Source organism: Streptomyces sp. NPDC058773 (assembly GCF_042746015.1).
Classification (GTDB): domain Bacteria; phylum Actinomycetota; class Actinomycetes; order Streptomycetales; family Streptomycetaceae; genus Streptomyces.
In genome coordinates, this window is record NZ_JBHYPE010000022.1 from 1 (window position 1) to 13,568 (window position 13,568).

The following is a 13,568-nucleotide window of genomic DNA, read 5'->3' on the forward strand; positions in this document are numbered from 1 at the left end:
GGTCGTGGACGCCTGGCCCACGGTCTGGGTGTCCGTGCCGACCGAGGACGAGAAGTTGGCGTCACCGCTGTAGGTCGCGGTCACGGTGTAGGTGCCCGTGGTCACCAGCCCGCTGGTGGTCACGCTGGTCGTACCGCCGCTGAGGGTGCCGGTCAGGGTCACCGAGGTCACGCCGTCGGTGGCGACGAAGGTGACGGTGCCGGTGGGTGTCCCCGCGCCGGGTGCGACCGGCGCGACGGTGGCCGTGAAGGTCACCGGCTCCCCGGACACCGAGGGGTCCGGCGACGACGACACCGTGGTGGTCGTGGACGCCTGGCCCACGGTCTGGGTGTCCGTGCCGACCGAGGACGAGAAGTTCGCGTCGCCGCTGTAGGTCGCGGTGACCGTGTGCGTACCGACGCCCAGTGCGCTGGTCGTGACGGTCGCGGTGCCGCCGGACAGCGTGCCGGTCAGCGTCGGGCCGCCGGTGACGGCGAAGGTGACCGTGCCGGTCGGGGTGCCCGAACCCGGCGACACCGGGGCGACGGTGGCCGTGAACGTCACCGGTTCACCGAACACCGACGGGTCCGGCGCCGACGAGACGTTCGTGGTCGTCGCTGCCTGGGTCACGGTCTGCGTGTCGGTCCCGACCGAGCCGGTGAAATTGGCGTCGCCGCCGTACGTCGCCGTGACCGGGAAGGTGCCGGCGCTCAGCGCACTGGTGGTGACGCTCGCGGTGCCGCCCGAGAGCGTCCCGGTGAGCGTGGGACCACCGGCGATCACGAAGGTGACCGTGCCGGTCGGGGTCCCCGTGCCCGGCGCCACCGGGGCGACCGTCGCCGTGAACGTCACCGGCTGACCGACCACCGACGGGTCCGGCGACGAGGTGACCGTGGTGGTGGTCAGCGCCGGGATGACGGTCTGGGTGTCGGTGTCACTGGAGCCGGCGAAGTTGGCGTCGCCGCCGTAGGTGGCGGTGACGGTGTACGTGCCCGCCGTGACCAGCCCGTTGGTGCTGACGGTCGCCACTCCGGCGCTGTCGAGGGTGCCGGTGAGGCTCACCGTGGTGACCCCGTCGGTGATGACGAAGCTGACGGTTCCGGTCGGGACTCCGCCGGCCGGGAACACCGGCCCCACAAAGGCGGTGAAGGTGACCGTCTGGCCCACCACGGAGGGGTCGGGGAACGAGGTGACCGTGGTGGTGCTCGACGCCTGGCCCACGGTCTGGGTGTCGGTCCCGCTGGAACCGGTGAAGTTGGCGTCGCCGCTGTAGGTCGCGGTGACCGTGTGCGTACCGACGCCCAGCGCGCTGGTGCTGACGCTCGCCGTCCCGCCCGACAGCGTCCCGGTCAAGGTCGGGCCGCCGCTGATGACAAAAGTGACCGTCCCGGTCGGCGTCCCCGAACCCGGCGCCACCGGAGCAACCGTCGCCGTGAACGTCACCGACTGGCCGACCACCGACGGGTCCGGCGACGAGGTGACCGTCGTGGTCGTGGCGGCCGTACCCACGGTCTGGGTGTCCGTGCCGACCGACGAGGCGAAGCCGGCGTCGCCGCTGTAGGTCGCGGTGACCGTGTGCGTACCCGCGCTCAGCGCGCTGGTGCTGACGCTCGCCGTCCCGCCCGACAGCGTCCCGGTCAAGGTCGGGCCGCCGCTGATGACAAAGGTGACCGTCCCGGTCGGCGTCCCCGAACCCGGCGCCACCGGAGCAACCGTCGCCGTGAACGTCACCGGCTGACCGACCACCGACGGATCGGGCGCCGAGGTGACCGTGGTGGTGGTCGACGCCTGGCCCACCGTCTGACTGTCCGTGCCGACCGAGGAGTTGAAGTTGCCGTCGCCGCTGTACGTCGCGGTGACGGCATGGGTACCGGGGGAAAGGGCGCTGGTGCTGACGCTCGCCGTGCCGCCGGAGAGCGTCGCGGTCAGCGTCGGACCGCCGGAGATGACAAAGGTGACGGTGCCGGTCGGGGTGCCCGCGCCCGGCGGCAGCGGGGCGACCGTGGCGGTGAACGTCACCGGCTGGCCGACCGCCGACGGGTCCGGCGCCGAGGTGACGGTGGTGGTCGTCGAGGCCTTGATGACCGTCTGGGTGTCCGTACCGCTCGACGACGCGAAGCTGCCGCTGCCGTTGTAGGTCGCGGTCACCGTGTGGGGGCCCACGCCGAGACTGCTGGTGGTGATGCTCGCCGTGCCGCCCGACAGCGTCGCGAGCAGCGTCGGGCCGCCGGAGATGGCGAAGGTCACCGTGCCGGTCGGGGTGCCCGAACCGGGCGGGACGGGAACGACGGTGGCCGTGAAGGTCACCGGCTGTCCGAAGACCGACGGGTCGGGCGACGAGGTGACCGTGGTGGTCGTCGGTGCCAGGACCTGCTGCACCGTCTGCGTGTCGGTGCCGGACGAGGAATTGAATTGCGCATTGCCGTTGTAGGTGGCGGTGATGAGATGGGTGCCGGGAGTGAGACTGCTGGTGGTGACGGTCGCCGAACCGCCGGAGAGCGGAGCGGTCAGCGTGCCGCCCCCGCCACCGGCGATGACGAAGGTGACCGTGCCGGTCGGGGTGCCCGCGCCGGGTGCGACCGGCGAGACCGTGGCGGTGATGGCGACCGTCTGCCCGGAGTTCGACGGGTCGGGCGACGAGGTCACCACGGTGGTGGTCGATGCCTTGACCACCGTCACCGACCCGGTGCCGGTGGACGATGAGAAGAAGAGGCTGCCGTTGTAGTGCGCGGTGTAGGTATGAAAACCGACGGGGATGCCGCTCGTGGTGACGGTCGCGGTGCCACCGATCAGCGGGGCGGTCACGGTGGGCCCGCCGGACACGACGAAGGTCACGGTGCCGGTGGGTGTTCCCAGGCCCAGCGGGATGACGGTGGCGGTCAAGGTCACCGGCTGCCCGAAAGCCGCTGGATTTGGCGATGCGGACGTCAAAGTAAAGGTGGGTGCCATGCTCTGGCCCTCCGGTTGCTGGATGATGGCGGGCCGTTCAGCTCCCCGCGGAGCTCGTGTTTCTGCGGGAAGTGGGCATCAACCTGACGCGCGGGCTCGGGCATGACAGCCGACGGGATTCGCATCTGCACACCAAGGCCCCCGCCAGGTAGGCAACCCGCCGGTCGTTAGCATCAGTAGGCGCGCCCACCGCGCCGCCACGCCATAGCCGTCACACCCATTTCCCCCGAACGGCGCAGCGCGAAGTGGCGCCCGGACGGCAACGGGGCGCGCGCCGCAGGGCACGGATGTGACCTGTGTCAGCACGGGTGACACAGGCCAGTACGGGACGGGATCGAAAACGGTCCGGTCACCACGCCCAACGCCGTTGCACCACGGCGCAGTTGGCGCCGGGACGCACGCGGGGCAGGAAAGCGGCACCGGAAGCCACGGAGAGCCCGGGGAGCCTCGGGGCGCCCTCAACCCCTCACTTGATTTGCTCGGGCAATGCACATCGGGGCCCGGTGAGCGGGGCCGCGCCTCCCCCTCTTTGTCGCCGCAATGTGCCTTTCTGGCAAGGTAGTTGGCGAGGCGACGGACGATTTTCCGCCAGGCGGAGGAGGAGCCAGACCATGACAGAGCACCCCCGGGTACCGGAACGGCTGCCCGGAGATCTGACACTGCGCCGCCCGGTCCCCGCGGACCACGCACAGCTGCAGCAGGCCCTGGCCGACTGGTGGGACGGCCTCGGCGGTGAAGCCGGCGCGCTGCAACGCCAGTTGCTCGTACCGCGGCTCTTCCTCCAGCACTTCGCCGACACCAGCTTCCTGGTCGAGCGGCCCGACCGGACCCTGCACGCCTTTCTGATCGGCTTCCTCTCCCAGACGGACCCCAGGGCCGCGTACATCCACTTCGTCGGCGTGTGCCCGGACGGACGGCGGGAGGGAATCGGCAGCATCCTCTACGACCGCTTCTTCGCCACGGCCCGCGCGGCCGGCCGTAACCAGGTCCGCTGCATCACCAGCCCCAACAACCGCAACTCCATCGCCTACCACTCCCGGATGGGCTTCGAGCTGGAGCCGGGTGACCGGATCGACGACGACGGCGTCCCGGTGCACGGCGACTACGACGGGCCGGGGCTCGACCGGGTGTGCTTCGTACGGCAGTTGTGAGGAGCCGCCTCCCTCGCGTTCCTCGCTCCCCCTACTGCCCCTCCTCCCCCGGTGGCAGCGCCCTGAGCAGGGCGTCCAGGGTGTTGGCGAAGGAGTGGTCGGGCGGGGTGCCGTAGGCCACGACCAGGCCGTCACGGGCGGGCTGCGGGGCGGTGGGGTCGTGGAAGCTGCTCAGGCCCCTCAGGGCGAGGCCCTGCCGGCGGGCGGCCCGGACGATGGACTGCTCGGTGCCGGGCGGGAGTTCCAGCACGGCGTGCAGCCCGGCGGCGATGCCCGACACCCGGACGTGAGGCGCACGGTCGGCCAGCGCGGCCACCAGCTGGTCGCGGCGGCGCCGGTAGCGCATCCGCATCCCGCGGAGATGGCGGTCGTAGGCGCCCGAGGACAGGAACTCGGCGAGGGTGAGCTGGTCCAGCGTCCCGGACTGCCATTCGCCGGTGCCCTTGAGCGCGAGCACCGGGTCGACCAGGCGGTCCGGCAGCACCATCCAGGACAGCCGCAGCGCGGGGGCGAGGCTCTTGCTCGCGGTGCCCAGGTAGACGACATGGTCGGGGTCCAGTCCCTGGAGGGCGCCGACCGGCTGGCGGTCGTAGCGGAACTCGCCGTCGTAGTCGTCCTCCAGGACGAAACCCCCGGTGGCCCGCGCCCAGTTGACGGCGGCGGCACGGCGGTCGGGGTGCAGCGGTACGCCGGTGGGGAACTGATGGGCGGGGGTGAGCAGTGCCGCCCGTACGTCAGCGAGCCCGGCCAGCTCCTCCGTACGGGCGCCGCGTTCGTCCACGGTGAGCGGGACGGTGCCCAGGCCGGCGCGGGCGAGGACGTCGCGGTGGAAGTCCAGACCGTACGACTCGACGGCCAGCCGCCCGGGGGCCAGCGCCCGGCCGAGCAGCGCCAGCCCCTGCATGAAGCCGGCGCAGAGGACGATGCGGTCGGGGTCGGCGCGGACCCCGCGGGCGCGGGCGAGGTAGTCGGCGAGGACGGTGCGGAGTTCGGGGCGGCCGCTCGGGGTGCCGTAGCCGAAGGCCTCGCTGGGGGCAGCGGTCAGCGCGCGGCGGGCGGCGGCGAGCCAGGCGGTGCGGGGGAAGGCGGAGACATCGGGGGTGCCGGGGGTGAGGTCGAAGCGCGGCCGGTCGGCGCGGGTGGCCGGGCCCCGGGTGCGCCGCGGCGCGGTGGGCGTACCGCTCGGCAGGACCCGGCCGCGGACGCCGCCCGGGAGGTGCTCCCAGGCGACGCGGGTGCCGGAGCCCTGGCGGGCGCTGAGCCAGCCCTCGGCGACCAGTTCGGTGTAGGCGTCGGCGACGGTGTTGCGGGCGATGCCGAGGTCCGCAGCGAGCGAGCGGGAGGACGGCAGCCGGGTGCCGGGGGCCAGCCGGCCGGACCGTACGGCGTCCCGCAGGGCGCGCAGCAGCGCGGCCCGCAGCCCGCCGGGGCCGGTGAGGTCGAGATGCAGATCGCGACCGAAAGTGGCCCAGGAATTCCCCATGGAAGTGGACCATACCGCTGTGCCATTGCCGCCGTAGCGTCGACAGCATGACGACGGCACCGACGAAATCGACGACACCGACGGCTCAGGCAGCGGAGCAGGCACCGGCCGCGGGGGCGACGCACCGGCACGGCCCCCGGGTGCGTTGGGCGCAGCTCGCGCCGGAGGTCTACCAGGCCATGCTCGCGCTGGACACGGCGGCCAGGCAGGACCTCGACCCGACGCTGGTCGAACTGGTCAAGATCCGGGCGTCGCAGCTCAACCACTGCGCGTTCTGCATCGACAAGCACACCAAGGACGCCCGCAAGGCCGGCGAGACCGAGCAGCGCATCTACCTCCTCGACGCCTGGGAGGAGGCCGCCGCCCACTACACCGACCAGGAACGGGCCGCCCTCGCCCTCACCGAGGCGATCACCCTGCTCACCGAGGGCTTCGTCCCGGACGCGGTGTACGACCGCGCCGCCGCCCACTTCGACGACGCCACGCTCGCCCGCCTCATCGCCCTGATCACCACCATCAACGCCTGGAACCGCTTCGGCGTCTCCACCCGTATGACACCGGGCCGCGCATGACCACGGCCGCGGCGCTGCGCGCGCTCCACCACGGCCCGGATCTGCCACTGGTCCTGCCCGGCCCCTGGGACGCCGCCTCGGCCAGGGTCTTCGCCGACGCCGGGTTCAGCGCGCTCGCCACACCCAGCGCGGGCATCGCGGCGTCCCTCGGTTACGAGGACGGCGCGACCCCGGCCGACGAGATGTTCGCCGCCGTCACCCGCATCGTCCGGGCCGTCGACATCCCGGTCTCGGCGGACGTGGAGGCCGGATACGGGCTGTCCGCCGAGGAGTTGGTGGCACGGCTCCTGGACGCCGGCGCCGTGGGCTGCAATCTGGAGGACACCGACCACACCACCGGCACCCTGCGGGACGCGCACCAGCAGGCCGACCGGCTGGCGGCGGTACGCGCCGAGGCGGGTGACGCCCTGGTGATCAACGCCCGGATCGACTCCTACCTGCGCGGCGTCCGCGACCAGGAGGAGGCCATCCGCCGCGGCCGCCTCTACGCGGCTGCCGGCGCCGACTGCGTCTACCCGATCCTCGCCCCGCCGCCCCACCTGGCCGGCCTCGCCGCCGCCATCGGTCTCCCGGTCAACGCCGTGGTGACACCGGACGGCCCGTCCCCACGCGCGCTCGGCGCCCTGGGCGCCTCCCGGATCACCTTCGGCCCGGGACTCCAGCAACGGGCGATGGCGGCAGTGACAGGGATCGCGGAGCGCCTGCGGGAGGAACTGGCCGGGGAGTCGGGCGGGGAGTAGGGCAGCGAACGCGGACAGCTCGACGGGGAGTCGGGCGGGGAGTAGGGCAGCGAACGCGGACAGCTCGGCGAGGAGTTGGGCAGGCAAAGCGGGCAGCTCGACGGGGAGCGCGCGGCGGAGGCCTGAGGCCGACCGGGTCGGGCGTCCCCTACCGCTCGTCCGTCCCCGCCACCTTGCCCGTGCTGAGGGCCAGCCGGTTCCAGGTGTTGATGGTGAAGATCAGGGCCAGCAGGCGGGCCAACTCCGGCTCGTCGAAGTGGGCGGCGGCCCGGTCGTAGACCTCGTCCGGGACGCCGCCCTGCGCCACCAGCGTCACGGCCTCCGTGAGGGCGAGGGCCGCCCGCTCCTTCGGGGTGAAGAAGTGCGCGGCCTCCTCCCAGACGGCGACCATGTGCAGCCGCTCCTCGCTCTCACCGGCCTTGCGGGCGTCGGTGGTGTGCATGTGCAGGCAGTACGCACACTTGTTGAGCTGCGAGGAACGGATCTGGACCAGTTCCACCAGGGCCGGGTCGAGCCCCTCCCGGGCCGCGGCGTCGAACCCGATCAGCGCCTTGAACGCCTTCGGCGCGGCCTTGGCGAAGTTCACCCGGGCACGGCGCCCCGCCCCTACATTCGTCGCGTCACTCATCACGTCATTCGTCATGCCTTGAATCTAGAAGAGCAGGTGACCGGCTGTAGGGTGCATTTCCATGCCGGAATCATGGGTCAATCCCGCCGAGAGCCTGGGCGCCGACCTGCATCTGGAGCTGACCGGGCCCGGCAGCCGCCGCGCCGCCCTGATCCGGGCGCTGCGGGACTCGATACGGTCGGGCCGTCTCGCCCCCGGTACGCGACTGCCGCCCTACCGCTCCCTCGCCGCCGACCTCGGCCTCGCCCGGAACTCCGTCGCCGACGCCTACGCCGAACTGGTCGCCGAGGGCTGGCTCAGCGCCCGGCAGGGCTCCGGCACCCGGGTGGCCCACCGCGCACAGCCGCCGGCGCCCACCCGGGCCCCGGCCCCCCACGCCTCGGCGAACCGCCCCCCGCACAACCTCCTCCAGGGGCAGCCGGACGCCGCGTCCTTCCCGCGTACCGCCTGGCTCGCCGCCGCGCGCCGCGCGCTGACCGCCGCCCCGCACGACGCGTTCGGCCCCGGCGACCCCCGGGGCCGTCCCGAGCTGCGCCGCGCCCTCGCCGACTACCTGGCCCGCACCCGTGGCGTACGTACCGACCCCGAACGCCTGGTGATCTGCTCCGGCTTCGCCCACGCACTGCGGCTGCTACTGCCCGCCGTGCTCCCCGGCCCCCTCGCCGTCGAGTCGTACGGCCTCGCCTTCCACCGCCACCTCCTGGCCACGGCAGGCCTCCGCACCCACCCCCTGGGTGTCGATGAACACGGCGCCCAGTGCGAGGAGTTGACGTCCCACGACGACACCAAGGCGGTACTCCTCACCCCCGCCCACCAGTTCCCGCTGGGCGTGCCGCTGCACCCCGACCGTCGCGCCGCGGTCATCAACTGGGCACGGGAGAGCGGCGGTTACGTCATCGAGGATGACTACGACGGCGAGTTCCGCTACGACCGCAAGCCCATCGGCGCCCTCCAGGGCCTCGATCCGGAGCACGTCCTCCACATCGGCTCGGTCAGCAAGAGCCTCTCCCCCGCGCTGCGCCTGGGCTGGATGGCGCTCCCCGACCGCCTCGTGGACGCCGTACTGGAGGCCAAGGGCGAGCGCGAGGCGTGGGCGGGCGTCACCGATCAGCTCACCCTCGCCGAGTTCCTCACCCACGGCTCCTACGACCGGCACATCCGCCGGATGCGCCAGCGCTACCGCCGGCGCCGCGACCAGCTGATCGACGCGGTGGCCGCGCACGCCCCGCACCTGACCGTCACCGGCATCGCCGCCGGCCTGCACGCCGTCCTCCAACTCCCGGACGGGGCAGACGAATCGGTCGAGCGCACGGCCCTGCGTGCGGCACACCGGCACGGTCTGGCCCTCGACGCCCTGTCCGGCTACCGCCACCCCCAGGCCACCACGGCCCCCCGCCACGGCCTGGTCGTCGGCTATGCGACGCCCAGCGACAGCGCCTTCCCCGGCGCTTTGGAGGCGCTGTGCCGGGCGTTGGCGCATTTGGGGTGAGGGCTGTCTCGCCTTGGCCCCGGCGCTCGTGGCAGCCCCCGACGAATGGGGGGTTTCCCCCACCGTCACATGGTGGCTCGCCGGATGGGCAACGGCATCCGCGGGCGGCGATCGTGTAGACACAGGTTTTCCGGTGGTGGCGGCACAACGTGCGGCACCGAGCACCGACTTCCCGGTTGGAGGCCCTGGAAGACCGCCTGACGGATCATGAAGGGGGAACGGTGAAGCGTCTCAGGGAGCCTGCTCTCGCGCGCCGCGCGCTGCTGGGCGGCGCGGTGGCAGCCGGTGCGGGCATGGTGTGGGGGAACGCGGGGAGGGCCGTGGCCGACGGGAGGCAACGGCCGGGCGCGCACGGAGCCGTGGGGCAGGAAGCGGTGGACGCAGAGGTCACGCGGCTCCGGCGGAGGCTGATCGAGCTGCGACGGGACCTGCACCGGCACCCCGAGATGCCAGGGCAGGAGCAGCGCACCGCCGCCGTGGTGACCCGCGAACTACGAGCGGCCGGGCTGACCGTCACCGCCGGAGTGGGCGGCCACGGCGTCGTCGGCGTCCTGCGCGGTGCGTACCGGGGCCGGACCGTGGCGTACCGGGCGGACATGGACGCGGTGCCGCCCAAGGGCATCGTGGGGGGCGGCGCGGCGACGGCCCACCTCTGCGGACACGATCTCCACACCACGGTGGCCCTCGGCGTCGCACGGGTCCTGGCGCGGCTGCGGCACCAACTGAGCGGAACGGTGGTGTTCCTCTTCCAGCCCGCCGAGGAGACGCTGTCCGGGGCCCGCGCGCTGATCGACGCGGGCGTACTGGAGCGCACCGGCGTCGCGGAGATCCACGCGCTGCACTGCGGGCCGTTCCCCGTAGGCCAGTTCGCGGTGACGCCGGGCTACGGGCTGCCCGGCCAGGACAAGGCGCAGATCACTCTCCGGGGGCCGGACGCGCCCGCTGCCGCACGGCAGCTGGCCGCCGAGATCGGCGCACTCGCCACGGTGACCCCGCCGCAGACACCCGCCGACATCGCACGGCTGCTCACCGACGCCCAGACGCCCGACGGCCCGCTGGCTCGCTTCGTGGCGGTCCGCGCCGGCGCTCAGGATGCCGCGGTGAGCGTGTCTTACCGCTGCTGGCCGCAGGAACGGTACCGGGAGGTCCGCGAGGACATCCGCCGGCTGGCCGGCTCCCGCGCGGGGGCCGGGGTGAGCTTCCCGGCCGAGCCGTTCCCCGCCATGGTCTGCCCGGAACGCGACGCCCGCGCACTCGCCCATCATCTGCGCCGCGTCATGGGCCGGGGCGCCGTGACCGAGCTCCATGCCGCCTTCCCACCCTTCAGCGGCGAGGACTTCGCCCTCTACCTGGAGCGCGTCCCCGGCACGTACACCTTCCTCGGTGTACGTGCCCCCGGCGCACCCCTCACATCCGGCTATCCGCACTACCCGGACTTCGCCCCGGACGAGCGGGCCATCGGCGTCGGCGTACGGGCGATGGCGGGCTGGATCGCGGAGCGGACGCACCGGCCGGGGGGCCTCCCCGCCGGGTCCGGCCGCTAGGGTGCACGCCCGCGCCCGCCTCCGCGACTGCCGCTGACTCCGCGGCTCCTACTGGTTCGCGAACTTCTGGCTGATGTTGGCGAAGATGCGCTGGGCCTCCGGGCCCAGGTGCGGGCCGGCCAGCCAGGTGTGGGCGTTGGAGCTGATCGAAGTGTTGGAGACCAGGGTCAGCTTGCCGCCGCGGTTGACGAACCAGCCGCCGCCGGAGGTGCCGCCGGTCATGGTGCAGCCGATGCGGTTCATGGCGGGGGTGCCCTGCTGCATGACGAGGCGGCCGGGGCGGGCGGGGCAGTTCATCATGCGTGCGCCGTCGTAGGGGGGAGCCGCCGGGTAGCCGAAGGCGTCCAGGGAGCTGAGCCGGTTCGCGGCGGGGGCGTTGAACCAGACCCGGGCGGCGTTGCCGACGGTCTCCTGGAGCGACTTGCCGCCGCCGTTCTCCGGCTTGACGTGCAGCACGGCGAAGTCGTAGGCGGAGCCGCCGTTTCCGCTCTCCTCGCTGCCCATGTTGATCCACTCACCGGAGGTGGTGATCCAGTCGGCCCAGAACCGGCCGTAGGGGGTGATCTGCTGCGAGGGCGTGCTGTTGACCTGGTTCATCGGCACGCCGTTGTCGTTGTAGGACGGCACGAAGACGATGTTGCGCATCCAGCCGCCCTTCTTGCCGGAGTGCACACAGTGGCCCGCGGTCCACACCAGGTTGGACTTGCCCGGGTGCGCGGGGTCCTCGACGATCGTGCCGGAGCAGACCATCGGGCCCTTCGGGCTGTCGAAGAAGATCTTGCCGACCGGGGCCATGTGCTGGTGGTACGGCCGGGCGACCTGTTCGGCGGTGACCGGCTGCGGTTCGGCGTCGGTGCCGTCGAACTCACTGCCCGCGCCGGTGGCCTTGACGCCGATCTCCGGCGAGGTCTTCGCCTTCGCCAGCCGGTCCGACTTCCAGTGGTCCTTGATGACCGGGTTGGCGAAATCCGCCGCGTCCCGGGCCCACTTGTCCCAGTCCTGCCAGCCGCCGTCCTTCCACTTCTTCAGGTCGTCCAGGCTGGTCGGCGCGTCCTTGGGGAGCTTGAAGCCCCCGTCGGCCTGGTCCTTGTGGTCGGCGGCCGCACCGCCGGCGGCCCGGTCGCCGTCGGGGCCACAGGCGGTGGTGGTCCCCGCGAGCAGTGCGACGAGTGCCGCGGCCGCGGCGGTGGAGCGGCGGATGGATGGCATGGAGCGGGCGTCCCCCCTGGTACGGGCGGCGCCGGGCGGACAGCGCCGTCGCCGCCGTGAATTGTCATGTCCCTCATCGGGCTCCGCCCTACTATGCCGTCACACCACGACCGCCGGGCAACCAGGTCCCGGCCGCACGGCACTCCCTCCCTTCCGGGGCGCGCCCCGGAAGGCGGGCCGGTGGCTCCGCCGGCTCACTACCCGCTGCGGATCTCGTCCAGCTTCCGCGCGAGGGCCTTGGCCTCCGCGATCAGCTGGTCGTGCGCCTGCTGCTGCGCCTTGGCGCCCTGGTCCCTGAACCCCTCGCTGAAGTGCGGCTTGAGCTGGGCCCACCAGCCGGGGTCCAGCATCGCCCAGGCCTGCGGGCACAACGGGGCGCGCTCCTCGGCAGGTAGCCCGCACCGACCAGCGGCCCGTCGTCCCCGCCGCCCGCCCCGCCTACCGCAGCGCCGACCGCGGATCCCGGCGGGCGGGCGCGGGCCGGCTCGCGCCCTGGCGGAACTCCTGGAGCTGCTCCGCCGTGGGGTACCACTGCTGGCGGCAACGGCAGCACCACCAGCGCCAGTTGTCCCAGTCGGTGTTGGTGTGCGCGGTGTCCTTCCACAGCCAGTCGTCGCAGTCGGGGGTGGGGCATTTCGGCGGCAGCGGCATGGCGGGCCCTTCGTCGGTGACGGCTGCCCAGCCTGCTGTGCCGGGCGCCGCACCGCGCGGCGGTTCGCCCGCCGCCACCCGAACGGGTAGGCCCGGCGCGCGGCGGCCCGGAAACGCGCCCGCGGGCAGCCGCACAGTGTGTGCGACTGCCCGCGGAATGACGCGTGCTCCGTATGGCGGCTACTTCTTGGGCAGCCACTTCTTCCAGACGTCCGGGTGCTTCTCCACCCAGCGCTTCGCCGCCTCGTCGGCGGACAGGCCGCCCGAGGCGATGGATTCGGAGACCTCGTTCTGGTCGTCCTTGGTCCACTTGAAGTTCTTCAGGAACGCCGCGGCACTGCCGCCCTTCTTGGCGAACTCCGTGTTGAAGTACTTCTGGAGCGGTGTGGTCGGATAGGCACAGTCGATGGACTCGGGGTCCTTCGTGCCCTTCTCCGCACACGCGTCGGTGTACTTGGGGAGCTTGACCTCCACCATCGGCACCTGGTTGAAGAGCCACTGCGGCTCGTACCAGTACGTCAGGAAGGGCTTCTTCTGCTTGGCCGACTGCTGGATCTGGGTGATCTGCGCCGCCTCGGAGCCCGCGAAGACGACCTCGTAGTTGAGCTTGAGGTTCTTCACCAGCGCCTTGTCGTTGGTGACGTAGGACGGCGAACCGTCCATCAGCTGGCCCTTGCTGCCGCTCTCCGACGTACGGAGCTGGTCGGCGAACTTATTGAGGTTCTTCCAGTTGGTGACCTCGGGGTGCTTGTCCGCCCAGTACTTGGGGACATACCAGCCGATGTGGCCGGTGACGCCGTTGCCGCCGCCCGCCGTGATCGTCTTCTTGTCCTTGACGTACCGCTTCTCCTGGTCCGGGTGGCCCCAGTCCTCCAGGATCGCGTCGACCCGGCCCTGGCTCAGGGCGTCCCAGGCGGGGATCTCGTCCACCTGGACGGTGTCGACGTGGTAGCCCATCCGGTGTTCGAGCAGGTACTTGGCGACCGCCACATTGGACTGGGCGCCGACCCAGGTCTGCACCGACAGCGTGACCGACTTGGACCCCTTGGCCGCCGCGAACGGCGAGGCCTGCTTGGTCATGTCGGCCTTGCCGCAGGAGGACAGGGAGAGGGCGAGGGCCGCCGCGCCGGCCAGCGCGGCCGTCCCGATGGTCATGGTGCGCTTACGGGACAT

Annotated in this window: 12 protein-coding genes; 5 read left to right on the forward strand and 7 right to left on the reverse strand. The window is 72.4% G+C overall.

Features of this window, described 5'->3' with window-relative positions:
* A partial coding sequence (locus tag ACFW5B_RS19980) for an Ig-like domain repeat protein (protein WP_386440915.1) occupies nt 1-2,928 on the reverse strand: 2,928 nt, incomplete at its 3' end.
* A gap of 611 nt (nt 2,929-3,539) precedes the next feature.
* Between ACFW5B_RS19980 and ACFW5B_RS19985 the strand changes: the two genes are divergently transcribed.
* Entirely contained in the window at nt 3,540-4,079 is a 540-nt protein-coding gene (locus ACFW5B_RS19985; RefSeq protein WP_386440917.1) for a GNAT family N-acetyltransferase, read from the forward strand.
* 31 nt (nt 4,080-4,110) lie between these two features.
* On the opposite strand, the gene ACFW5B_RS19990 is transcribed toward ACFW5B_RS19985, so the two are convergent.
* Complete coding sequence (locus ACFW5B_RS19990) at nt 4,111-5,562, reverse strand: PLP-dependent aminotransferase family protein (RefSeq protein WP_386440919.1); 1,452 nt, start codon at nt 5,560-5,562, stop codon at nt 4,111-4,113.
* Between the two features lie 47 nt (nt 5,563-5,609).
* Here ACFW5B_RS19990 and ACFW5B_RS19995 point away from each other — a divergent pair, with 47 nt between their 5' ends.
* Nucleotides 5,610-6,134, forward strand: a complete 525-nt coding sequence (locus tag ACFW5B_RS19995) for a carboxymuconolactone decarboxylase family protein (RefSeq protein WP_386440922.1) — start codon at nt 5,610-5,612, stop codon at nt 6,132-6,134.
* Complete coding sequence (locus ACFW5B_RS20000) at nt 6,131-6,874, forward strand: isocitrate lyase/phosphoenolpyruvate mutase family protein (RefSeq protein ID WP_386440926.1); 744 nt, start codon at nt 6,131-6,133, stop codon at nt 6,872-6,874. The genes ACFW5B_RS19995 and ACFW5B_RS20000 overlap by 4 nt, the downstream gene beginning before the upstream one ends.
* A gap of 148 nt (nt 6,875-7,022) precedes the next feature.
* On the opposite strand, the gene ACFW5B_RS20005 is transcribed toward ACFW5B_RS20000, so the two are convergent.
* The gene (locus ACFW5B_RS20005) at nt 7,023-7,517 is read right to left on the reverse strand and encodes a carboxymuconolactone decarboxylase family protein (protein ID WP_386440929.1); all 495 of its coding nucleotides are present in this window, start codon (nt 7,515-7,517) and stop codon (nt 7,023-7,025) included.
* A 46-nt stretch (nt 7,518-7,563) separates the two neighbouring features.
* Here ACFW5B_RS20005 and ACFW5B_RS20010 point away from each other — a divergent pair, with 46 nt between their 5' ends.
* Both ACFW5B_RS20010 and ACFW5B_RS20015 read left to right on the forward strand, forming a co-directional pair.
* Entirely contained in the window at nt 7,564-8,991 is a 1,428-nt protein-coding gene (locus ACFW5B_RS20010; RefSeq protein ID WP_386440932.1) for a PLP-dependent aminotransferase family protein, read from the forward strand.
* 359 nt (nt 8,992-9,350) lie between these two features.
* Nucleotides 9,351-10,535, forward strand: coding sequence for a M20 family metallopeptidase (locus ACFW5B_RS20015; protein WP_386441182.1), 1,185 nt, complete (start codon nt 9,351-9,353; stop codon nt 10,533-10,535).
* 48 nt (nt 10,536-10,583) lie between these two features.
* Here ACFW5B_RS20015 and ACFW5B_RS20020 read toward each other — a convergent pair whose 3' ends face one another.
* The 4 genes from ACFW5B_RS20020 to ACFW5B_RS20035 form a co-directional block, all read right to left on the reverse strand.
* The gene (locus ACFW5B_RS20020) at nt 10,584-11,744 is read right to left on the reverse strand and encodes a trypsin-like serine peptidase (protein ID WP_386440935.1); all 1,161 of its coding nucleotides are present in this window, start codon (nt 11,742-11,744) and stop codon (nt 10,584-10,586) included.
* A gap of 197 nt (nt 11,745-11,941) precedes the next feature.
* A complete protein-coding gene (locus ACFW5B_RS20025; RefSeq protein WP_386440938.1) occupies nt 11,942-12,115 on the reverse strand; it encodes a hypothetical protein in 174 nt (57 codons plus the stop codon).
* A gap of 67 nt (nt 12,116-12,182) precedes the next feature.
* Complete coding sequence (locus tag ACFW5B_RS20030) at nt 12,183-12,395, reverse strand: hypothetical protein (protein WP_386440941.1); 213 nt, start codon at nt 12,393-12,395, stop codon at nt 12,183-12,185.
* A 180-nt stretch (nt 12,396-12,575) separates the two neighbouring features.
* On the reverse strand, nt 12,576-13,568 hold the full coding sequence (locus tag ACFW5B_RS20035; protein WP_386440944.1) for an ABC transporter substrate-binding protein: 993 nt from the start codon (nt 13,566-13,568) through the stop codon (nt 12,576-12,578).

What these genes read in the sequence shown, in the direction of transcription:
- ACFW5B_RS20030 (WP_386440941.1), bottom strand. Translation starts at nt 12,395, where the DNA reads ATGCCGCTGCCGCCGAAATGCCCCACCCCCGACTGCGACGACTGGCTG.
- ACFW5B_RS20005 (WP_386440929.1), bottom strand. Translation starts at nt 7,517, where the DNA reads ATGACGAATGACGTGATGAGTGACGCGACGAATGTAGGGGCGGGGCGC.
- ACFW5B_RS20020 (WP_386440935.1), bottom strand. Translation starts at nt 11,744, where the DNA reads ATGCCATCCATCCGCCGCTCCACCGCCGCGGCCGCGGCACTCGTCGCA.
- ACFW5B_RS19985 (WP_386440917.1), top strand. Translation starts at nt 3,540, where the DNA reads ATGACAGAGCACCCCCGGGTACCGGAACGGCTGCCCGGAGATCTGACA.
- ACFW5B_RS20035 (WP_386440944.1), bottom strand. Translation starts at nt 13,568, where the DNA reads ATGTCCCGTAAGCGCACCATGACCATCGGGACGGCCGCGCTGGCCGGC.
- ACFW5B_RS20000 (WP_386440926.1), top strand. Translation starts at nt 6,131, where the DNA reads ATGACCACGGCCGCGGCGCTGCGCGCGCTCCACCACGGCCCGGATCTG.
- ACFW5B_RS19990 (WP_386440919.1), bottom strand. Translation starts at nt 5,562, where the DNA reads ATGGGGAATTCCTGGGCCACTTTCGGTCGCGATCTGCATCTCGACCTC.
- ACFW5B_RS19995 (WP_386440922.1), top strand. Translation starts at nt 5,610, where the DNA reads ATGACGACGGCACCGACGAAATCGACGACACCGACGGCTCAGGCAGCG.
- ACFW5B_RS20010 (WP_386440932.1), top strand. Translation starts at nt 7,564, where the DNA reads ATGCCGGAATCATGGGTCAATCCCGCCGAGAGCCTGGGCGCCGACCTG.